The following is a 22,316-nucleotide window of genomic DNA, read 5'->3' as shown; positions in this document are numbered from 1 at the left end:
GACGAACCGGTCCTGTCCGAGCTCGAGTGAGTCATCGAGCCAACGCCTGCCAGGTCGCCTCTCCCGCGCGATACCCCGCCTCGAACAGCCATGGCCATTCGGAGAAGTCCTCGGGATCTACCACCACCGTCTCGACACCGCCGTTACCGCGCCGCTTCGGCATGTTCTCGGGATGGGACGGGAACCGATCCTTCAGATACGCGGGCTCGAGACTCTGCCGAAAGATCAACCACGTCTGCGGCGTGAAACCCACTGCCTCAGCACGTTTCGCAAGGTCGATCCAGGCTTCCGCATTGGCGTATCCGCCTTCGAGCACCCGCCTCCGAGTCTCGATCATCGGGAACACGCCGTACCAGATCGGTGGGTAACTCAGTAGGGTTTGGCACCAAGTACGACGGCGTTCCGGCGGAATGGGTTCCCACTTCGCCTGCGCTGCTTCGAGTTCGTCACTGCCGGACACTGTTCGCCTCATTCTGGAGGTGCAACCCTCCATCGACTTGCGCGCCTGCGATTGCGGGACGCGCCGGTTCTTCCCCTGGGGCACCCTGTCGATGGAGACGGGGTTGCCGGACAGCCGGCCAGGTACCGACAACTGCCACTCATGAACCTTCTTCGACAATAGCCGAGGGGTACGGGTTGGACAATCCTATGAATCGGCGGACTAACTCGACGAATTGCCAACGGAATCAGGAACCAACAGGTGAACCAGCAACACTCCGACCGAAGTTCTCTACGCAGATCGGACATCCGCCATCATTGATACGTGATCAAACAGGGAAGTGGTTTTGCTTTGCTCGGCGCAGTGATTGCGGTTCTGGGTTACTCGGCGACCGGAACTGCGGGGTACTCGGCGTACGTCTCCGGCGAGTCCTTCTATGGTCCGGACACCACGCTGGGGCCGTGGGTGCAGCCCATTGTCGCTGCCACAGTCGGAGCAGTGGTCGGCATGCTCGCAGGCCTGGTGCTGCACCTGTGTGGGTTTCGATTCGCCGTCGCCCCCTCTCGGCGCGTTGGGCTCGTCGCCGTTGCCGGTCTGATCGGAGTGACGCTGGGAATGACGCCCGTACTGGTTTTGGTCGGAACGAGCTTTTCCGGTCTGAATTCGAGCGTCTCGACCGACTACCTGCTGCCGATATACGCAGGTACCGGAGCGTTGGCCTACGTGCTCGGAGTCGCCTCGGTTCGGCTGCTGCTCAAAGTAAGTCACGATCCGTTGTCGTCCCGGACGACCAAGGTGGTGGCTGCCTTTCTCCCGATCGGGGGTGTCCTCGCCACCCTCGTCGGAACGGGGACTGCCTGGATTCTCGGATTCTCCACGACGGCATCCACTTTCGTCGCCGTGATCGTGGCGGTGCTGTGCGTACTCGTGGCAACCTTTGCGCTCGCGCGAGCGTGGGCGCTGCGTACGACAGCGTAGGAGCTCGAGGGTCGACCGCCGCGCCGCCTGGAGTGGTGCGCTCGACTTCCTCGGTCGACGCGGTGAGCAAAGTCCCTTTTAATCAGACCAATTCATGAACGAGAGAGGAAGCAGATGATCATCACCGGGTTGTTCTTCGCCGAGTATGCGCGAGCCTCCAACGACATGCTCGACATTCTTGGCGGCGTCTGGGATACCTGCACGGTCCCTCGTGAGACCCGTATGCTCGAATGCCGTCTGGTCGCACTGTTGCAGACGGGACCCGATGACATCGGTAAGGACTTTCCCGCGACACTCGAAGTCCTCGATGCGAATGGCGAACACATAGTGAATCAGCGGGGCCTGCAGATCCCCGGTGCCGGCTTCACCGGGGAGAATCGATTCTGGTTCCTGCCGATGCAGATGGTGTTCCGCGACGAAGGACGACACAACTTCATCCTCAGCGCCGGCGGGGCCACAGCGAGCGTCGGGCTTCGCATCGCCTTCGGCTGACGTCAGCTGCCGATCGCGAACCGCGCAGCAGCACGCTCGACCACTCGTCGAGCGGTTCGGGCGACGGCCTCGTCGATGAGGAATCCCTTGCTGTCCACAGCCACACCCGAGGTGGCACGTTCCAAATCTGCCAACAGTTCCTCGGCCTCACGCACCTCGTTTTCCGAGGGCACGAAGACTGTTCGCACCGGTGCGAGTTGGGCCGGATGGATACACGCACGACCGACGAAACCGAGACCGGCCAAGGCACAAGTATCGGCCTCGAATGCATCGGCGTCTCTGAAGTTTCGAGACACCGCTGCGGGAGGCGGATCGATTCCGGCCGCCACGCTGGCTGCCACCACCTGAGCGCGCACGAACGACAGTGACTCCGCCGAGCCGTCGACGCCCAGATCGGCGGCGAGGTCCACCTCCCCGATCTGAAGAAACCGCACCCGCGGTGCCCGGGCGATCTCCAGAGCGGCGAACACTCCGGCGGCCGTCTCGATGAGGGGCGAGACCACCGCGCTACTGTCGCCCAGAAGAGCGTCGGCCTGCTCGATCCCGCGAGCAGACGACACCTTCGGCAGCCAGATGCCGGTCAGGTTCGGGTGCAGCACCGCACGAATATCGTCTTCCTGCAACGCCCCTGGGTTCACCCGCACCCAGATCTGCACGTCACCCGGTTCGCAGGCCGCAACCCACTCGGCCACCGTCGCACGCGCATGATCCTTGTTCGCCGCGGTGACGGCGTCCTCGAGATCCAACACCACCGCGTCCGTACCCGAGGCCAATGCTTTGTCGAAGCGCTCCGGCACGTCCCCGGGAACATAGAGGTACGTCAGAGCCGACCTCATCCGATGACTCCCGTACCCGCGACGAGGGACTTCGCGATGACGGTCCGCATGATGTCGTTGGTGCCCTCACCGATGGCCATGAGCGGGGCGTCACGGTAGAGGCGCTCGACGACGAACTCGGTTGAGTAGCCGTAGCCACCGTGAATACGCATGGCTTCGAGGCTGGCGGTGATGGCGGCTTCGGAGGCGAAGTACTTCGCCATGCCGGCTTCCATGTCGACGCGCTTACCCGAATCTGCCTGCGATGCAGCCCAGTACGTCATCAAACGGGCGGCCTGCAGCTGGGTCGCGATGTCGGCGATCTTGAGCTGAATGGCCTGGAACTCGGCAATCGGCTGACCGAATGCGGTGCGCTGCTTCGCGTATTCGAGGGCAGCGTCGTAGGCGGCCTGCGCGATACCGACACTGCGTCCGGCAATGTTCAGCCGACCGATCTCGAGACCGGACAGTGCTTGCTGCAGACCACGCCCCTCCACACCACCGAGCACTGCGTCGACGGGAACACGCACGTCGGTGAACGTGATCTCACACGACTCGGTGCCCTTGTAACCGAGCTTGCCCATGTCGCGCTGCACCTCGAAACCGTCGGTCGTGGTGTCGATCAGCAGCAGCGACATGCCCTTGTGAGCCGGCGTGGTCGTGGTGTCGGTCTTCACCAGCACCGGAAGCACATTCGCGTGGCGTGCGTTGGTGATCCACGTCTTGGCACCGTTGACGACGTAGTGGTCGCCGTCGCGCTTGGCGGTGGTCTTGATGCCCTGCAGGTCGGTGCCGGCACCGGGCTCGGTCAGACCGACGCCCGTTCGCCACTCACCGGACGCGAGCTTGGGCAGCAGAGTCTTCTTCTGCTCCTCGGTGCCGTGCTTGCCGATCATCCAGCACGACAGGTTGTGGCTGCCGAGAATGCCGGCGACGCCCATCCAGCCGCGGGCCAGCTCCTCGTACACCAGGGTGAACGAGACCTTGTCGAGGTCGAGGCCGCCGTACTCCTCAGGCGTCGTGATCCCGAACAGGCCCATGGCCTTCATGTGCTCGACGATCTCCGTGGGGTACCGGCCCGTCTTCTCCCACTCGTTCGCGACGGGGATGATCTCCTTGTCGACGAAGGTGCGCAATGCTTTCCGGAAGGCCGACTGTTGTTCGTCGTACGTGAAGTCCATGATGATGTCCTGTCGGTTGAAGTGTCAGGGTGCCGGCGCGATGGCTGCGGCGAGATCGAGAATGGCGGTCAAGTCGGCTTCGTCGACCAGTCCGAGGATGCGGTCGGAGAGCTCGACGGCGAGAGAGTCGTTGCCGCAGTTGCCGAGGAACTTCTCCAGCAGACGGTCGTCGCTCAACGGGAACCCGGCGCTTCCTTGACTGCCACCGACGGAGGCGTCGAGCACCCGTCCGTCGGTGAGCGTGAGAACCGCCCTGCCCGACGCGGCTGCCGCGGGAACCTCGGACGGGAGGTTCGTCACCCGCACCTTGCGGGCAGTGACGAGGACGTCCTCGCGCGCAATGGAATCCTCGGTGTAGGTCGAGACGGTGATGGCCCCGTCGTGCAGCAGGGCGGCCACGCTCCACGGTAGGTCGAACTTGCCGTCGTAGGTACTGCGCGGTGAGGCGACCCCGGTGTTCGGTCCGCAGACGAACGGGCTCGAATCGGGGTGAACGAACACCTCGATGTCGGCGACATCGCTCGCGTGAACGTCTGTGTCGCCGAGGGCTTCCGACACTGCATCGAGTGTGACGTGCATCAGCTGGCAACTCGGGTACGGCTTGATGCCGATTCGAGTCGCTTCCCATCGCGAGCCGAGCCCCTCGGTCAGTGCCGCGAAATTCGTCGGCCGGTCGGTCAACGCAGCGTAGATTCCGCGTCGACCTTCCAGAACCGACGAGGGCCCGGTTGCACCGGCGGCGGCGAGTCGCGCGGCCAGAACACCGTTCATGCTCGCCGATCCCGGATGCAGAGCCTTGGTGTCGGCATCGGTATCGAGAAACTCGAGCAGTCCCGAACTCGACGACCCGGCGATCCCCAGGGCATTGACCAACGTCTCGGTGTCGAACTTCGAGAGGTGACCGGCAACGAGTGCGGCCGTCAACGGACCCACCGCTGCCGTGGCGTGCACTCCCCGGGCATGAAATCCGTGTGGACTGACTTCACCGAGACGACAGGCGGTTTCCAGGCCCAGCGCGGCGGCAGTCAGCACGTCGGCTCCCGAGGCCGACACCTGCTGCCCCACGGCGAAGGCCGCGGGAAGAGAGACGGCCGTCGCATGGACCAGAGCGCCCGCGTGCGTGTCGTCGAAGTCCAGGGCGTGCACCATCACTCCGGTCGCGAACGCTGCCGCCGGTGCCGACAACCCGCGTGCACCGGTGAGCGGACGGGCTTCCGGCGGCCCGCCGAGAGCATCGGCCACCGTCCAACCGGCCCGGCCGTAGCCCAACCGTTGCGCTGCAATGGCATTGCCGACGCCGTCGAGCAGGTGACGCGCGGCGGCGTGCCGGACGTCCTCGGACAGGTCGGCAACGGTGACAGCCGACGCCCACTCCGCCAGAACGGTCGAGCTCACGCCCGCACCTCGTCTTTCGCCGTTCCGAAGGCTCCCTCCGCCTTCAGTTTCGCGACGCGTTCGTCGTCGTAGCCCAACTGATCGCGCACGATGTCGTCGAAATGCTCGTTGCGCTGCGGCGCTCGGCGGTACTGCTTGGCCTCGGAACCGAAGTTCACCGGGGACGCGACCTGACGCACCGTGTCGTACACCGGATGCTCGGTCTCGACGACGAGATTGCGTGCGAGCGTGTGGGGTTCGGTCAGTGCGTGCTCGACGTCGTTGATCGGCCCGGTAGGCACCCCGGCCGGGCCGAGCTTCGAGAGCCAGTGCTCGACGGTGTTCGTGGCGAACACCTCCTCCAGGATCGGAAGGAGAATGTGCTGGTTCTTGCCACGCAACGAGAAATTGGTGAATCGCGGGTCGGCACCGAGATCCGGTCGATCGATGGCCACGACGAGGCGGTCCCAGAACTTCTCTTTGGCGCAGCCGACGATGAGCCAACCGTCCGTTGCCTCGAAGGCCTGGAACGGAACCAGGGAGGGGTGCGCAGAGTTCTTCGTGCGGATCGGCTCGAAGCCGGCATTGAGATGCCACGTCGCGGGGTACGTGAGCAGCGACATCGCAGTGTCGTACAGCGAGACGTCGCAGTCACCACCGATGCCGTCGCGTCGGGCAGCATGCAATCCCGATAGCAGTGAAATGGCGGCGACGAAACCACCGGAGTAGTCGACCAGCGACAGGCCGGATTTGGTGGGCGGGCCGTCGGGGTCGCCGGTGACGCTCATCCAACCGGCGAGTCCTTGCAGGATGTAGTCGTAGCCAGGCTCTTTCGCGCGCGGGCCGGTCATGCCGAAGCCGGTGAGGCTGCAGCACACGATCGCGGGGTTGAGATGCTTGAGCTGGTCGTAGGTGATGCCGATCTTCTCGGGCACATCACCGCGCAAGTTGGAGTACACAGCGTCGCTGGTGCGGACGAGGTCTTCGAACACCGCTCGCCCGCTCGGGGTCGAAAGATCGAGCGAGAGAGATCGTTTGTTGCGATTGAAGCTCTCGAAGAACAGCGAGTCCTCGCCCTCGTTGTACGGAGGGACGTAGCGGCCGACGTCGCCGCCCACACTGGGGTCCTCGATCTTGATGACATCCGCGCCGAGGTCGGCCAGATGCAGGCTGCCGAACGGGCCGGCACCGTACTGCTCGAGGGAGATGATGCGGACGTCTTCCAGTGGCCTCATGCGTCTGAATCCTTCGCCTGTAGTTCGATGTCCGCCGGGAGTTCGAGCGGGCCGTTCTGTGCTTCGGGGAAGTAGTTCTGCCCGATGCCACTGTCGCGGGTGGCGACCATGACCGAGCGCTTCCACGAAATGACCTCGGCACCATCTTGATTGAGGCCTCGGGTGATCATCGAGACGATGCCGGCGTAGGGCCGAGACTTGGACTTGCGCAGCCCCGTGCAGATGCTCTCGGCGTACAGGGTGTCGCCGGCGTAGACCGGGTGGGACATCTTGATGTCGGTGAAGGCGAGGTTCGAGATCGCGTTCTGACTCATGTCGATCACCGAAAGACCCAGTACCACAGACACGGTCAGGCCCGAGTTGACGATGACCTTCCCATCGGTGATCGGGTTCTGTGATGCCAGATGCGCGTTGAAGTGGTTCTGGTTCGTGTTGAGCGACAGCAGCGTCACCCAGGTGTTGTCGGTCTCCGAGATCGTCCGTCCGAAGGGGTGTTGGTAGACGTCCCCCACGGTGTAGTCGTCGAAGAAGCGCCCCAGAACGGCCGGATGGATTGCCACCGTGTCTCCTTGTGTCGGTTTGGCGAGTGCCTTACCTAGACCATAAACATCAGATGTTTACGGCGTCAAGGGTTCGGCGAAACCGACAATCGACGGGCTTCAGGCAGACCGGCTCGATAAAGAGCAGATGTTTACGGGTTACGGAGTCGATCCATCTGCCGGTACGAGTCGCCGAGGTGGTCGAGATGCTTACGCATCAAGTCCATCGCGGCCATCGAATCACCGGCGGCCACCACGTCGAGCAGTCCCCGATGGTCACTGTCGACGCATTGCCAGAAGCCCTCCGGCGCGTGATCGCGACCGAATCGGCCGGACAGGACACGGAAGACGGGTGCGGTAATGAGCTCGAGCAGCGGATTGTGGGCGGCACGGAGCAAGACGAGGTGGAATTCCTGGTTCTTGGCGAAGGTCTCGGGTCCCTGCACGTCGTTGGGGTCGAAGATCGTCGCGTTGAGCTGTTCGAGATGCTCGTCGGTGCGGCGGAATGCAGCGATACCGGCGGCCGGCACCTCCATCAGATTGCGGACTTCCATCAACTGGTCGACGGTGACGGTTTCCGCGGCCGCCATCAGGGCGACACCGGTTTCCAGGTGCTCGCTGATGTGTCCGACGCTGGGGACGGCGACGAAGCTTCCCCCGGTCACTCCCCTGGTCGTCTCGATCAGGTTCTGACTGGCCAGGGAGCGAAGGGCCTCACGAATGGTGCTGCGGCCCACGCCGAATTCTGCGGTCAGCTCCGCTTCGCCGGGGAGGCGCTCACCGGGCTGCAATTCACCCGACAGGATGCGAGTGCGCAGATGTCCGGCGAGGACCGCATACGCGGGGACGCTCTTGGCTGTGCCCTTGAGCGATGCCGATTCGGCCACTTCTCCCCCTGCTTCTCGACGACGGCTGACGATCGGCTCGAGCCTAGCGTGGCCGAACTTCCGACATGCACCGATCGCGTGCACAGCGCTCATTGCGTCAATGCCACCGTGATACATCTGATGTTTTCGACCAAAACTGTCCGAATCGACGCATCGAGACGCACATACACGCCCCTTGACGGTCTATATATCTTATGTTTAGGTAGATCGCAGCTGTTACTTAGGTCTCACCACACCTGAGGTTGTGGCAGCCGACATTCCAGACCTCGGCAATGCGCGGACTACTTCGATCCGTGCGACGCCGATCATCCAGCGAGGACGCAGATGCATTTACGCCGAGCCACGTCCATCATGGCAGCACTGACGCTGTCCGCCGCATTGGTGGCCTGCGGATCAGATCCCGGTCCCGACGCGGACCCTGCCAATCCGGTCACGATCGATGTCACCGTCTCGGCAGCGGCCGAAATCTACAGCATCCCTTGGCTTGTCGCGCAGCAGCAGGGACTGTTCGAGAAGCATGGTGTCATCGTGGAGAACATCGTTCCGGGTAAGGGCGGCAGCGCGACGATGCGCACTCTGCTCGACGGCAACATTCCCATCGGCGAGGTCAGTTACCCGTCGATCGTGCAGGCCGACGCGGCCGGCTCCGAGCTGCGCATCGTCGGCGGTGGCACGCAGGGGCCGTATCCGATGAACTTCTACGCGCTCGCCTCGAACCCCAATATCAACTCCATCGAGGACGTGCGCCGGTGGGCCTACACCCGACCCAACTCGGCGTCCGACGCCCTGACCCGCCTCATTCCCTCTCTCGCGGGCGTCGACGCCGGCCAGATCGAACGGGTCGCGTCCGGCGGAATCGGCGAGGGCTTCGCGCTTCTCGAAGCCGGCAACGTCGATATCGCCCTCGTCCCCTCCATCGTCGCCGAGCAGCGACCGGAGGACTTCAAGCTGATCGTCAGCAGCCCCGACTACATGTCTCGGTTCCTGCAGTCGACGATCACCACGACCAAGGACTACGCCGCCAGCAACCCCGGCGTCGTGCGGGCCATCAACGCTGGCTACACCGAGGCGGTCGCGTCGATCAAAGCCGATCCTGTTGCGGCAGCAGAGATTTACGCGAACTACACCGGTTTCGACGTGGAGTCGGCCACCGCGGTGGTCGAGCGGGCGTCGTCGGTCGACACGTGGGGCGGCGGGTTCGATACGGCGTCCGTCATGTCCGCGCAGGACGGAGTCGAGGCGTCGGGCAGCGATCGTGAACCCGATTTCTGCACTCTGTTCGACCCGGACTTCCTCGCCGAGGGAGTCACGAACGACATGCCCGACGACTGCGAAGCCTGACCACAATTTCCCACCACCAGAAGGTAGCGACGTGACGCAAACATCGGTTCGACCTCACCAAGACACCACCGCGGCCATCGCCGTCGCATCCTCGGTGTCGAGACACTTCGGCGACGTGACGGCCCTCCACGAGATCGACTTGTCTATCGGCAGAGGTGAATTCGTCTCCGTAGTCGGCCCCAGTGGCTGCGGCAAGTCGACTCTGCTCGAGGTGTTCGCCGGACTGCAGGATCACGACGGCGGCACCGTGCAGATCGACGGTCGGCCGTTGACCGGACCCCGCTCCAAAACTGCGGTGATCTTCCAGGAATCGGCGACGCTGCCCTGGCGGACCGTCCGCGACAACGTCGCATTCGCCCTCGAAGTCCGCGGGGTCGGCAAGAAGGAGCGTCGAGCCCGCGCCGACGAGCTGCTGAACACTGTGGGGCTGAGCAAGTTCGGCGACCACTACCCCACCCAGTTGTCCGGTGGTATGCGCCAGCGTGTGGCCATCGCGCGGTGCCTGTCCATGGAGCCCGACCTCATTCTCGCGGACGAGCCGTTCGGTGCACTCGACGAGCAGACGCGATTGGTGATGTCGTACGAGCTTCTCAAGATCGTCGAAAAGCTCACGTGCGGAGTCCTGTTCATCACCCACAGCATTCAGGAGGCGGTACTGCTGTCCGATCGCGTGCTGGTGATGAGTGCGCGGCCCGGTCGATTCATCGACGAGGTGGACATCGACCTGCCGCGCCCACGATCCGAAGACGTGCTGGCCAGTCCTGAGGCTGTCGCTCTGCACGAACGTATCTGGTCGCGGCTGCGGGACGAGGCCAAGAAGACTATGAGCATCGAACCATGAGTGCGCCCACGCGCGAGAGCACGCGCGCCTCCGTGGTTCCCGGATACATCCGGCCTGCCCCCTCCACCCAACTCGGCCTACCCGCATGGGGATGGACCGTGCTCATCCTCGTCGCGGCACTGGTAGCCATCGACATCTCGGCACGGTTCTTCGCCTCACCGCTCGACATCGTTCCGGTGACCGACATGATCTCGACGTCACTGGGCCTACTGACCGACCCGGACTTCCTCATCGACGAGTTGGGCCGGACGCTGGGCATCATCGTCCTCGCCTTCGTGCTCAGTTCCGTCCTCGGCGTAGCCGCCGCGTACGTTCTGTGGCGGTATGAGTTGTGGGACAGAGCGTTTCAGCCGTACCTCAACGTCTACTACGCCGTCCCGACGTTCGCGCTCTACCCCATCATGGTGGTGCTGTTCGGTGCCGGCGTGGCCCCGATCGCCATCCTGTCCACCATCTTCGCCTTCGGTGTGGTGGCGTTGAACGCACGTACCGGTTTCAACGCGGTATCGCCGATCGTCACCAAGCTCGGCACCACGCTGATGCTCACACGGTGGCAGTACTTCCGATCGGTGCTTCTTCCGTATGCGTTGCCGAGCATCGTGACCGGACTCAAGCTGGGTCTCTCGTACGCGGTCATCTCGGTGTTGGCCAGTGAGTTCATCCTCTCGACTCAAGGCCTGGGGCACTTCATCTCCATTGCCTACGACGGGTTCGACATCGCCGACATGTACGCCGGGATCCTCATCGTGGCGCTGATCGCGCTGCTCTCGACCTCGCTGATCTCTCTCGCGCTCAACCGATTCGATTGGAGGCGCCGCTGATGAGCAGCACCTTGGACAGAGTAGTTACCGCACGGACAATTCCCCCGAAGGTCACCTCGTCTGCGGGCCGCACCAACGCGCGACGGTTCCTCCCACCACTGGTCGTCGCCGTCGTCGCGGTAATCATCTGGTGGGTCTCGGCCGTGCTCGTCGACAGTCTCATCTTCCCGACGCCCGCCGAGGCCATGGCCTCACTCGTCGAAGACCTGGGCAAGGCAGACTTCCGCGCCAATGTCGGTGACTCGCTGCGCATCCTCGTGCTCGCGTTTCTGGCCAGCACGGTAGTGGGTTCCCTGCTGGGTCTCACACTGGGACTGAGTCCGTTCTGGACCAGAACGATCGCCCCGATCGTCTACTCGATCAACAGCATCCCGAAGATCGTGCTGTACCCGATCTTCCTGTCGTTCCTCGGGATCGGCGCACTGAGCCGATTCGGGTTCTCGTTCTACGCCGCATTCATCCCCATGTTCCTCGTCGCGGTCGAGGCCACGGCATCGGTCCAGAGGATCCACCTGAAGATGGCGGCGTCACTGCAAGTGAGCTGGCCCAGGTTGATCCGTCAAATTGTCATTCCCGCAGTGCTTCCGGCACTGGCGACGGGTATGCGGATGACCTTCGGCTTGGCGTTCCTAGGTCTGCTTCTTGCCGAGATGTTCTCGTCGTCCAGCGGCATCGGATACGAACTGCTCCGCAACGTCAGCCTGGTGCGCATGGAAAACATCATGGGTACGGTTGTACTGATCCTCGTGATGGCACTGCCGCCCACCATCGCCCTGCAGTGGTTGGAAAGCCGCATCACCTCGAAGTACGGCGGCCGCTGACGAGGACGGTTCGGCGGCCATCGTCGATCAAGCACCGGATACCATTCTGCCCTCTGCCACTTTACATTCACGGATATGCGGCGAAGGAAAGTCTTCAGTGTCATGGCAACGTCCGTTCTACTCTTGGTTGCGGCGTGCGGTGAAGACGGCGTCGAGCCAACCACAGGGCCCAATGCGGTGGCATCCTCGCCGGCCGTCGACGAGGACACAGCTTCGAGTCCACAGCGAGCACCAGCAGGCAACCCGTGCGACGGCACCCGTGGTCCGTGTGAGGTAGTCGCGTCCGTCGACGTGGACGGTGACGGCAACACTGACAATGTGGCCATCGAATTGGTCGACGGTCTGGTCAGCGTCCGAGTCGACACGGGCGGCACTGTGTCAACTGCAAGTATCGAGGATAAGCACATTCTGCGCAGCGACATCACGCCGTCGAACGTGTTCGTCGGTGCGTACTACATCACGCGCGGACAGGGCGCGGATATCGTCGTCGACGGAAAATTCGGGCTCGGCGGTTCAGAACTGTTCGGCGTGATCGGGTGGGACGACGGACCCGTAGTCGTTCCCGCTCCCCCCGTCCTTGCTTCCGAATTCGAAGACCCGACTGCATGGACGGTGCCTACTGAGGGTTTGCGAGTCCTGGTGCGGTGCCCGCGGCCAGGGTCGGTCGGGGCGGTCACGACGGAGGGTGACAGCAGCTACGGAACACCGACCCCGGGTGGTGCGTACACGGAGACTGTCACTTCCGATTGGGCAAACGGCGCATGGTCTGAGAGCGACACGACAAGGGTGCCCGGTGAGTACACCAGTCCGAACAAGCTCGCCAAGACTGGGACGTTCGAATGCGAACCGGTGCATTCCGCTCCCCCAGCGTTTGCGCCGACGGTCTCCGAACTGGATCCGAACATTGTCCTCGGCGGCCGACCGCCCTCCTATTCCGAGGGTTACGGCGAAACAACCCCCGCCAGGATATATTTCGGCGGGTCGCCCAGTGGTTTGGTCAGCGACATCGTGTGGGATTCATGGGGTGGCGAACGTGCAACCGGTCACGGAAACGCGCTGTACGTAGTCGACTCCGTCGCGGACGCCGAGATGATGCCGGCGGAGGTCATTGCCTACGACATCTCGACCTGCAACACGCGCCGCGCCTACTCGAAGGTGCAATGGTATTTCCCGTCCATGGGTGGCCATTTCGATCCGACACTCGGCAACGAGGTGTGTTGAGCCCGAACGTCAATTCTGCCGGTAACACCGATCAGGTTCCTGGACAGGCCGAGACCCGGGGCCCATTCGATCTGCCGAGTTTTCCGGCAGATCGGCAGGCACGAAGTGGCCGTCGAGTAGGCCCGGCTATTTCGATGCCCTCGGGGGTTCGGTAAAGGTCGTGTAAGCAAACCCGACCCAGGAGACTTCGATGACGTATCGCACTCGTACCGCCATGTTGGCCCTAGTTGCTTCCAGTATTGCCCTAACCTCGCTGAGCATGCTGAACGCGCCCCTGGCCGACGCCGGCATAAAGACCGGCAAAGTAATCCAACAAGTCAACGTCCGCAACGCGCCCAACACCGGCGGCCCTGTCGTCCGGACAATTCCCGCCGGAACCAGCGTAGGAATCAATTGCTGGGTCCCAGGACAGGCAGTGACCGGCCCGTACCGCACTACGTCGACAATCTGGTACACGATCGATGGTGGCGGTTACGTCACCGACTCGTATCTGGAAACGGGCTCGAATTCGGCCGTCACCCCGCGGTGTGGCACCCCGGCACCGTCGGCCAACACCGGACGCACCATGGGCCGGACAATGGCGAGCAACGACGCGCCTGCGGGACAATGCACGTGGGGAGCAAAGAACTATTGGAAAGTTGCGACCGGTTATTACCCGAATATTCATGGTAACGCGAAAGATTGGGGCAATGACGCGCGAGCCAATGGCTGGACCGTCGTAGCCGATGCGCAGGCGCGCAGCATCGTGGTGTTTCAGCCGGGAGTTCACGGTGCCGACCGCAACTACGGACACGTTGGGTGGGTCGACTCGGTGGAAGACCGAGCCGATGGCCGCTACATCCGCGGCAGGGACATGAACGGCTACGGTAATTTCGTTCTCAAGGACGTAGCTGGGATGAGCTACATCCTCGCACCATGAGCCATCCCGTGTGCGGGCGAGTTAATCGCTCGCACACGGGACCTCCTGAGCGCGTCCAGAATTCGTTCTGCGTCTCACACAACGCTTACAGCCGAGGGCCGCGCTTGCTTACCGTATCGGCTGTCTGCGGCACGGAAGTACGCCCCCAGGGCAATGCGACCATCAGGCATCACCAGCATGGGCGGAGGTTGCATCGGTAGAACCGCACCGGCGATGAGAGAACCTGCTCTCCCTCCGATATCAAGCGTCGGTAGCTGTTTGGCACCGAAGTCGATGTCGTGTCCAGATGACGCGAGGTCCATCGACACAACCGTCAGGTCGGCGGGCGAATCGGATACGTGTGTCCCAGAGTTGGTCGCGGATTCGATGAGCTCGGCCATCAGCGCCTCGTCGTCCAAGCGATGAGCCCAGTCGAATAGGTTCGATGTCCACAAAGCGACAGTTTTCGACCATGCTTCGCGCGTACCGGCGGAACTGAACTGGAACCGCTGAGCATCGAGGTATTGCAGCGCCGGGAGAGCCAGGTCGATCCCTTCGCGCAGCCGGTCGTCTCCAGTGTCGGATACGTCCCACAACGCCGCGATGTAGTCACATTTTGCCACATCCAGCATTGTGCCGAGCTCGAGCGCGAGGGTCCGCGCAGCACCGAGATGCACCAGTCCGCGGTTCTTGTTGCCGAGCAACAATTCTGCGCATGCCCGATTTCGCTCAGCCCAGGCCACTGTACGTCGGTGAGCTGGGTCCGACCTCAGCTCATGCAACGCCTCCCCGATAATGTGGGCGGCCCTGCCGAACTGTGATTTCAAAAGCGCAACCGCCCCCAGATTACATCGACAGAGGGCACTCCTCGGTTTCTGATCCAGGGCGGCGAAGACCGCGGCGGCGCGGCGGAAGGCTTCCTCCGCTCCATCGAGATCGCCGCGGGACATATGCAGGCCGGCCAAATTCTGATCGAGCATGGCGATACGGTCGGTGGCGCCCATCGACTCGAAGGTACGTCGAGCGCGTGCGAAAGCGCTCTCGGAATCCTCCAGCCTGCCTGTCTCGAGATACAGCTGACTGAGATGTGCGTCGGATACCGCTGCCGCCGAATAGACTCCGCTTTTCTCGAGTGCGTTCCGCGATTCGATTAAAGCACGTTCTGCATCTGCATAACGGCCCAAAGAGGAGTATGCAGCACCAATGTTTTGAAGGCACAGGTCGGCCTTCGCACTGACTCCCAAGCTAACGTACTCCGCACGGATCACAGCGAGTTCGTCGATCGCGCCTCTGAAATCTGTCGACAGGTATAGCAGTAGCGCTAGGTCCTGCTTACAGTCGTTCTCCAACTCGGCGGCGTCGTCGAAACCCTGCACCAGACGCAGCGCTTCGTGCAGCAGTGCTTCTGCCTCGGCTAGCTCCGCCAGCTCTCTTTTGACCGCCGCACGGTAGCGGAGGCTCCGTGCGTGATCGACGTGCTCCCCTGCCGCCGAGAACACTGCTGAGGCCCGGACCAAACATCTCTCGGCCGAGGCGTGGTCTCCCATATGCAAACGTACCGTACCGATGTTCATGTCGCACAACGCGGCTGCGACCTCGTTGTCGAGCGCGACACATATCGATTTGGCCCTCGTGTAAACAACGAGTGATTCGTCCATCCTTCCCAGATCTTCGAGTATTCCGCCAAGAATTATGTCGATGTCTGCCGCCTCTGCGGGCTCCACATCGACATAGAGGTTCCGGGCCGCAGTGAACGACGAGATAGCGGGTTCGATCGACTGTCGATGTGCATGCAGCCGACCCAATTGCCGGTGACAGTACGCGCTCTGTATACCCCCCCGTGGTCTCCTCCCGACGGGAAAGCGCATTATTGAAGGCAGTGAACGAATCATCCACACGCTCCGCCAGCAAATAGAGCTCGCCGAGTTGCTCCCAGCAATCGCCCTCCATTTCCGTGTGCGACGTCGAGCCGAGATAGTCAATAGCGGAAAGTAACTCGCTCTCGGCTTCAACAATGTTGTCCAAGCTCGAGCACAGACCGAACAAGAACTGGCAACGCGCGACGTCGAGTTCGTCGCCGTCATGCTCGTACAGATCCCGAGCAGCACGAAATGCGTCCCGCGCCCCGGCGGAGTCATCCACCTCGATCGAGCACGTCCCAGCGCTCTCGCTGCTGTCGGCCGCTTCGGCCCAGTGCTCGGCGATCTGGAAACAATCTGCGGCGCGTACGTAAGCGCGACGCGCCGGGCCGAAAGTTTCGAGTTTCTCGTACGCCTCCCCCAGCGCGTTCGAATACAACCCCTCCGACTCGACATCGCCCCAATTGCTGCAGACCGCACATGTCGCTTCGAGAAGTTCCACCGCTTCCCGCAGGTCACCCTGATCAACTAGCGCCATTCCCAGGATTCCCGTGCAATCGGCGATCAACTCGGTGTCGTCCACATCGACGAGAAGTCGTAATGCGTAACGCAGCGAATCCACAGCCGGCTCCAGCTCACCAAGTTCTAATTGCATTGCACCGATCCACCTCAAAGAATGCGCGATGCGGTACGCATTTCCCGCTGACTGGCAATCAGCCAAAACTTGGCACATGACGCCGAGGGATTCGTTTGTTCGACCTTGGTCCAACAGGTCGAGCCCTACCAGGAAAGCCGCACTGGGCCAGGCATTTTCGGCCATAGTCTACTCGACCCGATTCTTGAACAGTTTGCCGACTACCAGTCGGAGAACACAGAACACCAGCCCATAGGCGACGAACGCCGAGACGGATCCGACCGAGTCCGCATCCTGGCAATCCAGAGTCGATCCGTATGCCGAGGTCAACATAACGATCAGGGCGAGTCCAACACCGACGGTCATCAGCCCTAGCTCAGGGGCGACCCCGATGATCGCACCGAGTACGACGGCTGCGCTCAGCCCCAGCACCATCGGTCCGGGTCCTCCCGCTACCCCAACTGGCGACGTGAGGAACAGGACCACGTCGACTGCTCCGAACCACCCCAGGCCGACGCTGCTCACCACCGAACTGCGCAGGCCTCCAATGAAAAATCCGGCCACCCCACTGACCACGGCGACCAGAACGAACAAGGCGATTGCTGAAATACGCAACGGGACGTTGGTCTCGACACCACAGATCTGGGGTTCGGTCACACCGGCCAGAGCGGGTAAGAGCGCGATCAGTCCGAGCAGCGAGTACAGCAGGTTCCCGGCCGGCTCGACGCCGGGAACGCGTCGAAGCTTGCTGAGAACGAACGCGACGGCAGCGAAAAAGGTCCCGATCACGAGGGACGACCCGATGTCGATGCGGCCGGCAGCACTGAGCTGAACGAGGGCAGCGACCGCCACGAAGCCGCCCAGAAACGCGACACCGTCGGGGTTGACGCCGGACAGCCCACCGCCGCCGGATGGTCGGTCATCACGTGCGAACGCTCGTCGTCCGAGCAGGAAGTGGGCGATGATCATCGAGAAAGCCAGCACGATGACGGTCGCAGTCACGCAGTAACCCCGGCGCACACGGCGATGTGACCCTCTTTCGTATCGAACCGAAGGGCGCCAGCTGTCGAGTCCCGTCGCCGTGACCAATGATCACCGATCTTGCCTGGCTGTAAAAGTCATTCAGTGAGGCGAATCCAACTCGACTCGCATGGGGGTTCGGTCCAGGCCTTGCCGAGCGCAACACGATGTCGAGCGCCAGTGTCGTTCGAGCGAATGACATTGCTGGGCTTGCCGACTAGACATTGACACCATGATCGTCGTGACGGAAGAACACGGTCACAGGCGAGACAGAGCAAGAGGAGTCAGCGCATGCCCTATCGACCACCCGACAGTTCCTGGGTGACCAGTGGGTGGTGGGCCGACGACACATCGCAGACCGGACGCGCCGCCGACGAGTCGATCTCCCGCACCCAGCTGATCCACCTCTGGGTCAAGGCAACTCCGGAGCCCAAACCGAACATCAAGCATCTTGCCGAGGACCTGGCGAGATGGATGAGCGAGCTGGGGTCCGCTACCTGGGTTGTGCAGGCGTCTTCACCCGAAGCAGCCCGACGAATGCGGCAAGGGATCAATCAGATACTCGGCGGACGCGATATCTGGGACGACGTCTGTACCGTCACGGCGCGGTACGCAGACCCCTTCGCTCGTTGCTCGGCAGGCATCGTCAGCGAGGTGAAACGTGAACGTCCCAGGGACCTGCCGAACGCCATATCGACGGTGCTCCGCAAGTACGAGGACGGCCCACCGCGAACATCTGCCCGAAACTCGATGATCGGTTTAGTCGAGTGCGGGACCGTCACCGCCTCCCGTGCCCACGCCGACACATTCGTCGAGAACCCGGAGATCTACCGAGGTGCGATCATCGCGGCGGCGATGCGGGCATACAGCGGCAAGCTGACCGAATATTTGGAACGCACGGATGATCACATCGACGAGAACACACGCTCGGCGCTGATTGCCGCGCTGGAAGCTCTCACCGAGAGATACGGTGAGCCCGACGCCGCGGACCGCTTGCCGACGCCGGCCGAATCGCGGTTTGTGGACGGCACGCTGTCGAAGTTTCTGACTGCGCGTGCGGCCGATCAGCCGGCCGCGGATACACCTCTGATTCAGGGCAGCACTCTCTACACGACCGCAGACGTGGCCGGAGAAGCGTGGCGTCGTGCCAACCGGAATCTATTGAGGCTTCACATCAACGGAGTGCCATTCGACGACGAACTGGTCGCTCGGGTCTACGGATCCAATCTCAAACGCGCCACCCAGGACCTGCAGCGCAAGTTACTGCGCGAGGATCACCATAGTTCGGTGAGCGACCGGCCGGCGGACATCGTCGCGGTTCCGACTCTGTCGCAGCTCCGTTCGGTTCCCGACGACGATGTCGAACACCGCCGCACTGTGCTCCGCGCCCTGTTCCGCCAGGCGTGGCAGCACGTGTCCACCAGCGAGGTGGAGTCGACGAATCCTTGGGGGTGGACGGCGGGCGGCACGTCCCCCTGCTGGGAACGTGCGACAGTCCTGGAGATATTGGGCGCGTACGCGAACCTCGAAGCAGGTCACTTCTCCGAACTCGAGGACAATATCCAATCAGGACAGATCGAACGGGCGATCGCTCACCGCTACGACACCGAACGGCCCGCCGACACCCTGGCGGCCAGCCGAAGGGCATCGATCTCGTTCGCTACTCGACTGCTGTGCGGAGCGCTGGCCATCTCGCTCAACGACGACGACATCGTCGGCGGCGACGGTTTCGAGGTCGTCGGCCAGAGAACCTCGGGTCAGACCTGGGCCCAGAAGACAGCAGAGGTCCTGCGTACTCTCCACGAGTATCGCGATACATGGAACCTACTGACGGAGAGCACATCATGAGCCGGCCGGTTCTGTCCGACGCAGCAGCATTCAGTTGGGACAGTGGGCTTGCACCGGCTGTAGCGGAAATCGCCGTCGAAATCGCACCGGGCGTCGACATCGTTCTCGACGCAGCCGACACATCGACATTGCTGAGCTGGCGAGTCCTCCGCGACAGCAACGTGCAGGCGTTCGCCGACGCGGTGGAAGAGCAGGGCGTCGTGCAGATCATCGAGACCGCACGTGCTGGATCCGAGACCGAATGCGATGCCTTGCACCTTGTTCCGACGTGGACACGCCGAGCCCGTACCTCCGCGATAGCGAGGTGGGAACCCTCCCCGATCGACGAGGGTGCGCTCATGTTGGACGAGGCGGGCGCGCGCTACCGCACCGGCGAGCACGACGGGGCCGCACAGTTGGTAGCCGCGGCTTCCCCGGCGTTGGAGATGCTCACCGAAGACTGCGAAGGCGGTGGGACCTGCAGTAGCGCAACGTCTGAACTCGCTCTCCTGGCCGCATCCGCGCGCGACGCCACGATTGGCGAGGACTGGGGATACGCCATTGCAGCCCTGTCGGGACGAATCGACACCATCGCCGCTATCGGTACCTTCGACGACGAGCTACTGATGCGGTGGCTCGAAGATCTGGTCGAGGCCGAAGCGTTCGATCTCGTCGGGAGCGACTTGGCCGGAGGTGAGTCGACCGCTCGCTCCGAAGTGGAGAGGGCGTTCGTCGATCCTCATCTCGTCCCGCCGAGAATCTTGGAGTGGAGAGGCGCCCGGGTTCCCGAACTACGAGCTGAGCTCGACACCGGCGTTCGACCACCCCGAGTGGTCCTGACTGTCCCGCTCGCCTATGGAGTGGATCCGCACTGCGCTGAAGCCTCCCGACTGATCGGGTTTGCTGCAGACCGCTCGGGAAAGCTGCTCGCGACCACGCCCATGGTGCCGAACGGAATCATCCTGGCGGGCGGTTTTTCGTTGGCGGAAGCGGAGTTCGAGACGGCGACGTTCGGGGTTTTCGACTCCACCGGAGATCCGCGAGACCTCCGTCTGGGACAACTCGCCCCGGCCCTGATCGACGCGGACAGAAATATGATCGAAGCGTGGAGACTGGGGCGCTCGGCGACGGCCGCACTTCATACCGTCGGAGCTGCGGCAAACGAGGAGACGACAGATGCTGCGCAGTCGGTCGCGGACGGTTTCACCGTCGATGCGCTCGATGCAGCCGACCGTGCGGTCGCCGCACTCGAGCGTGTCCGCACCTCGGTCGGCGTCGCATCGACGCCTCTGCTCGAATTGGTGACAGCCCGTATCGACGCCATTCGGGCATTCGTCGAGCGGATCGAGTCTCGTACGCCTGAACCTGCCGGCGCACAACCACTTTTGGCCGAACTTGTCCGGGCACCGCAGTTCGACGACTCCGACCTCGATGTGCGCCGGTGACGGACCACCCGGAGGCCGATCGATCGTCCTGGCCCGTCGTACTGCTGAGGGCAGCCGACGCAGGTCCCACCTATCTGTCGTGGACCTGGCTCGACGCTCCGGCCAAACCGAGCGCTGTCAAGCTCGACCCTGCACAGACGAGCGCTGCGCTCGATCTCCTCGGTCGCGCGCTCCTGGCACCTCGGCCTCTCGACGCCAGCGGTAGCAACGGCAGCAGCGACGACGTCGAGTACGAATCCAGGGAGGCCGCCGCCCATCGTGCGCTGGCGACCGGGTCCTTCACGAACCTCGCCGAGGAACGTCTCTTGTCCGCGCGGCTCACCGAAGCGGTGCTACCCGAGACCTTGCGGGCGGAAATAGTCGACCGCGCGGGCAGCCACGGCACTGTGCATATGAGGATTACACCCAGTCCGACGCTGGCGCGCGTGCCGTGGGAATTGCTGTTCGTGGATGCAGGCCGGCGACTGCTGGATGTCGCCGTCATCACCTTCGACCCGCCGTCCACCGTTCACGCTGAGCGCACTGTGCTTCCTCCGCAATGGGCGGAGGTGAGCCACTTCCCTGCACTTCATGTTCTCGATCCGTCGTTACCGGTCCGGGCCGTCGAGCATGGACTGGGAAGAACGTTGGGAGGCCTCGCCAAGAATGCACTGATCAAGGGAATTTCAGCCGAAGCCAATGTGGGTAACAATAGTTCGCACACGCGACTGAACACGTCCCAGATCATCAGCAGGCTCGACCTGTCGCATCAACTTCACGTTCCGCGATCCCGGCTCTTCTACTTCGGCCATGTGTCGTCGGCGGCCGACGAACCTGGATCGGCATCGATTCACCTACACGACACCGTCGGGGCGGCTGGTTCGGCATCGTGGGGCATGGCAGAGCCCCTCCGACCACAGACGAAGCGTGGAACTCTCGCCGCCGCGCGACCGGACGATCACCTTCCGTTGTCCGCCTTGGATCTTCTGTTGGGAACCCAGCAGTGTACGGACGAAAGAGTCTGGGCGCTGCACGGATCGGACGGCCCCCAGGCCGGCCACGAAATCTGGCCGATGCCGTCCCGGGTGGCACTCATCGCGTGTGAGGGGGGCGTCGATTTCCGGTCGGCGGAGACGTTCGGTTTGGTTGTCGCCATGGTGGACTCGGGTGCTTCACTCGTCACCACGACCCGATGGACATTACCGACCGACCACGCATTCCATTCCCTCGCCGGAGTGCGCAGATCGGTATTCCCTACGGTCGAACTGGCTTTGGCCGTCGACCGTGCACACTCTCGCGACGACCCGATCGGACTCGTGCATCAATGGCAACGCGAGCAACTGACGAAGTGGGAGTCGAGCCCTGCCGCCGTCGAACACTCCCCCATCGTCTGGGCAGCGTTGACGCACACCGTCGCCGAGGCCAGGGTCCCGAGAGGTGCACAGATCCGTTCACGCGGCGCCGAACGATCCCGAGTGCACGGCGGCGAACAGTTGCCGCGGTAAAAGCCGAGTCAGGTAGCCGCTCAGCTTGTCTTTTGCCGCGATACCGACCGCGCCTAGGGCGCTGAGGTACGCCGCCAACCGTCGATGGCCGAAATCGACCGAAGCTCGCAGGAGATGGAGGCTTCCCCGAGTTGCGCAGCGCCCGCGCCCGTTCGGACGCTACG

Annotated in this window: 20 protein-coding genes and 1 riboswitch; of the genes, 11 read left to right on the top strand and 9 right to left on the bottom strand. The window is 63.0% G+C overall.

Features of this window, described 5'->3' with window-relative positions; genetic code table 11:
- Positions 1 to 31: 31 nt before the first annotated feature.
- Complete coding sequence (locus tag CH296_RS18295) at positions 32 to 460, bottom strand: mandelate racemase/muconate lactonizing protein (protein WP_094685437.1); 429 nt, start codon at positions 458 to 460, stop codon at positions 32 to 34.
- Positions 461 to 488: 28 nt separating this feature from the next.
- A riboswitch (SAM riboswitch) is annotated at positions 489 to 607 on the bottom strand.
- A 156-nt stretch (positions 608 to 763) separates the two neighbouring features.
- Here CH296_RS18295 and CH296_RS18290 point away from each other — a divergent pair.
- Together CH296_RS18290 and CH296_RS18285 are read left to right on the top strand one after the other, a co-directional pair.
- Positions 764 to 1,417: a hypothetical protein gene (locus CH296_RS18290; RefSeq protein WP_094685436.1), complete on the top strand. Its 654-nt coding sequence runs from the start codon at positions 764 to 766 to the stop codon at positions 1,415 to 1,417.
- A 114-nt stretch (positions 1,418 to 1,531) separates the two neighbouring features.
- Complete coding sequence (locus CH296_RS18285; RefSeq protein ID WP_094685435.1) at positions 1,532 to 1,909, top strand: hypothetical protein; 378 nt, start codon at positions 1,532 to 1,534, stop codon at positions 1,907 to 1,909.
- A 2-nt stretch (positions 1,910 to 1,911) separates the two neighbouring features.
- Here the strand turns inward: CH296_RS18285 and CH296_RS18280 are convergent, their stop codons facing one another.
- The 6 genes from CH296_RS18280 to CH296_RS18255 form a co-directional block, all read right to left on the bottom strand.
- On the bottom strand, positions 1,912 to 2,745 hold the full coding sequence (locus CH296_RS18280; protein WP_094685434.1) for a CoA ester lyase: 834 nt from the start codon (positions 2,743 to 2,745) through the stop codon (positions 1,912 to 1,914).
- Positions 2,742 to 3,905 carry an acyl-CoA dehydrogenase family protein gene (locus tag CH296_RS18275; protein WP_094685433.1) on the bottom strand — a complete coding sequence of 388 codons (1,164 nt, stop codon included), beginning with the start codon at positions 3,903 to 3,905 and terminating at the stop codon, positions 2,742 to 2,744. Before CH296_RS18275 ends, CH296_RS18280 begins: the two co-directional genes overlap by 4 nt.
- A gap of 24 nt (positions 3,906 to 3,929) precedes the next feature.
- Complete coding sequence (locus CH296_RS18270; RefSeq protein WP_094685432.1) at positions 3,930 to 5,300, bottom strand: MmgE/PrpD family protein; 1,371 nt, start codon at positions 5,298 to 5,300, stop codon at positions 3,930 to 3,932.
- A complete protein-coding gene (locus CH296_RS18265; protein WP_094685431.1) occupies positions 5,297 to 6,514 on the bottom strand; it encodes a CaiB/BaiF CoA-transferase family protein in 1,218 nt (405 codons plus the stop codon). Before CH296_RS18265 ends, CH296_RS18270 begins: the two co-directional genes overlap by 4 nt.
- Positions 6,511 to 7,074 (bottom strand): MaoC family dehydratase, encoded by a 564-nt coding sequence (locus CH296_RS18260; protein WP_045194237.1) that lies wholly within the window; start codon positions 7,072 to 7,074, stop codon positions 6,511 to 6,513. Before CH296_RS18260 ends, CH296_RS18265 begins: the two co-directional genes overlap by 4 nt.
- A 131-nt stretch (positions 7,075 to 7,205) precedes the next feature.
- Positions 7,206 to 8,033, bottom strand: a complete 828-nt coding sequence (locus tag CH296_RS18255; RefSeq protein WP_094685430.1) for a FadR/GntR family transcriptional regulator — start codon at positions 8,031 to 8,033, stop codon at positions 7,206 to 7,208.
- A gap of 258 nt (positions 8,034 to 8,291) precedes the next feature.
- Here CH296_RS18255 and CH296_RS18250 point away from each other — a divergent pair, with 258 nt between their 5' ends.
- From CH296_RS18250 to CH296_RS18225, 6 genes are all read left to right on the top strand, one after another.
- Complete coding sequence (locus CH296_RS18250) at positions 8,292 to 9,281, top strand: ABC transporter substrate-binding protein (protein ID WP_256980498.1); 990 nt, start codon at positions 8,292 to 8,294, stop codon at positions 9,279 to 9,281.
- 31 nt (positions 9,282 to 9,312) lie between these two features.
- The gene (locus CH296_RS18245; protein ID WP_094685428.1) at positions 9,313 to 10,122 is read left to right on the top strand and encodes an ABC transporter ATP-binding protein; all 810 of its coding nucleotides are present in this window, start codon (positions 9,313 to 9,315) and stop codon (positions 10,120 to 10,122) included.
- On the top strand, positions 10,119 to 10,943 hold the full coding sequence (locus tag CH296_RS18240) for an ABC transporter permease (protein WP_094685427.1): 825 nt from the start codon (positions 10,119 to 10,121) through the stop codon (positions 10,941 to 10,943). The genes CH296_RS18245 and CH296_RS18240 overlap by 4 nt, the downstream gene beginning before the upstream one ends.
- A complete protein-coding gene (locus CH296_RS18235; RefSeq protein ID WP_094685426.1) occupies positions 10,943 to 11,764 on the top strand; it encodes an ABC transporter permease in 822 nt (273 codons plus the stop codon). The genes CH296_RS18240 and CH296_RS18235 overlap by 1 nt, the downstream gene beginning before the upstream one ends.
- Before the next feature lie 102 nt (positions 11,765 to 11,866).
- Positions 11,867 to 12,985 carry a hypothetical protein gene (locus CH296_RS18230; RefSeq protein ID WP_143546385.1) on the top strand — a complete coding sequence of 373 codons (1,119 nt, stop codon included), beginning with the start codon at positions 11,867 to 11,869 and terminating at the stop codon, positions 12,983 to 12,985.
- 190 nt (positions 12,986 to 13,175) lie between these two features.
- On the top strand, positions 13,176 to 13,904 hold the full coding sequence (locus CH296_RS18225; RefSeq protein ID WP_094685424.1) for a CHAP domain-containing protein: 729 nt from the start codon (positions 13,176 to 13,178) through the stop codon (positions 13,902 to 13,904).
- Positions 13,905 to 13,978: 74 nt separating this feature from the next.
- Here CH296_RS18225 and CH296_RS18220 read toward each other — a convergent pair whose 3' ends face one another.
- Together CH296_RS18220 and CH296_RS18210 are read right to left on the bottom strand one after the other, a co-directional pair.
- Positions 13,979 to 15,541, bottom strand: coding sequence for a tetratricopeptide repeat protein (locus CH296_RS18220; RefSeq protein ID WP_179277766.1), 1,563 nt, complete (start codon positions 15,539 to 15,541; stop codon positions 13,979 to 13,981).
- A 1,024-nt stretch (positions 15,542 to 16,565) separates the two neighbouring features.
- Positions 16,566 to 17,378: a hypothetical protein gene (locus tag CH296_RS18210; protein ID WP_143546383.1), complete on the bottom strand. Its 813-nt coding sequence runs from the start codon at positions 17,376 to 17,378 to the stop codon at positions 16,566 to 16,568.
- A gap of 309 nt (positions 17,379 to 17,687) precedes the next feature.
- Between CH296_RS18210 and CH296_RS18205 the strand changes: the two genes are divergently transcribed.
- From CH296_RS18205 to CH296_RS18195, 3 genes are read left to right on the top strand one after another with little or no spacing between them, the layout of a single operon-like run.
- Positions 17,688 to 19,244 carry a hypothetical protein gene (locus tag CH296_RS18205; protein WP_143546382.1) on the top strand — a complete coding sequence of 519 codons (1,557 nt, stop codon included), beginning with the start codon at positions 17,688 to 17,690 and terminating at the stop codon, positions 19,242 to 19,244.
- Entirely contained in the window at positions 19,241 to 20,668 is a 1,428-nt protein-coding gene (locus CH296_RS18200) for a hypothetical protein (RefSeq protein WP_094685419.1), read from the top strand. Before CH296_RS18205 ends, CH296_RS18200 begins: the two co-directional genes overlap by 4 nt.
- Entirely contained in the window at positions 20,665 to 22,152 is a 1,488-nt protein-coding gene (locus CH296_RS18195; RefSeq protein ID WP_094685418.1) for a CHAT domain-containing protein, read from the top strand. Before CH296_RS18200 ends, CH296_RS18195 begins: the two co-directional genes overlap by 4 nt.
- Positions 22,153 to 22,316: the final 164 nt, after the last annotated feature.

This window comes from Rhodococcus sp. 14-2496-1d (genome assembly GCF_002259365.1).
Lineage (GTDB): Bacteria > Actinomycetota > Actinomycetes > Mycobacteriales > Mycobacteriaceae > Rhodococcoides.
This window is presented reverse-complemented; position numbering and strand designations above follow the sequence as displayed.

Excerpts from the sequence above, each read along its gene's own strand:
- CH296_RS18285 (WP_094685435.1), top strand. The coding sequence starts at position 1,532 with ATGATCATCACCGGGTTGTTCTTCGCCGAGTATGCGCGAGCCTCCAAC.
- CH296_RS18280 (WP_094685434.1), bottom strand. The coding sequence starts at position 2,745 with ATGAGGTCGGCTCTGACGTACCTCTATGTTCCCGGGGACGTGCCGGAG.
- CH296_RS18275 (WP_094685433.1), bottom strand. The coding sequence starts at position 3,905 with ATGGACTTCACGTACGACGAACAACAGTCGGCCTTCCGGAAAGCATTG.
- CH296_RS18265 (WP_094685431.1), bottom strand. The coding sequence starts at position 6,514 with ATGAGGCCACTGGAAGACGTCCGCATCATCTCCCTCGAGCAGTACGGT.
- CH296_RS18255 (WP_094685430.1), bottom strand. The coding sequence starts at position 8,033 with ATGAGCGCTGTGCACGCGATCGGTGCATGTCGGAAGTTCGGCCACGCT.
- CH296_RS18250 (WP_256980498.1), top strand. The coding sequence starts at position 8,292 with ATGGCAGCACTGACGCTGTCCGCCGCATTGGTGGCCTGCGGATCAGAT.
- CH296_RS18240 (WP_094685427.1), top strand. The coding sequence starts at position 10,119 with ATGAGTGCGCCCACGCGCGAGAGCACGCGCGCCTCCGTGGTTCCCGGA.
- CH296_RS18235 (WP_094685426.1), top strand. The coding sequence starts at position 10,943 with ATGAGCAGCACCTTGGACAGAGTAGTTACCGCACGGACAATTCCCCCG.
- CH296_RS18230 (WP_143546385.1), top strand. The coding sequence starts at position 11,867 with ATGGCAACGTCCGTTCTACTCTTGGTTGCGGCGTGCGGTGAAGACGGC.
- CH296_RS18225 (WP_094685424.1), top strand. The coding sequence starts at position 13,176 with ATGACGTATCGCACTCGTACCGCCATGTTGGCCCTAGTTGCTTCCAGT.
- CH296_RS18220 (WP_179277766.1), bottom strand. The coding sequence starts at position 15,541 with ATGGACGAATCACTCGTTGTTTACACGAGGGCCAAATCGATATGTGTC.
- CH296_RS18205 (WP_143546382.1), top strand. The coding sequence starts at position 17,688 with ATGCCCTATCGACCACCCGACAGTTCCTGGGTGACCAGTGGGTGGTGG.
- CH296_RS18200 (WP_094685419.1), top strand. The coding sequence starts at position 19,241 with ATGAGCCGGCCGGTTCTGTCCGACGCAGCAGCATTCAGTTGGGACAGT.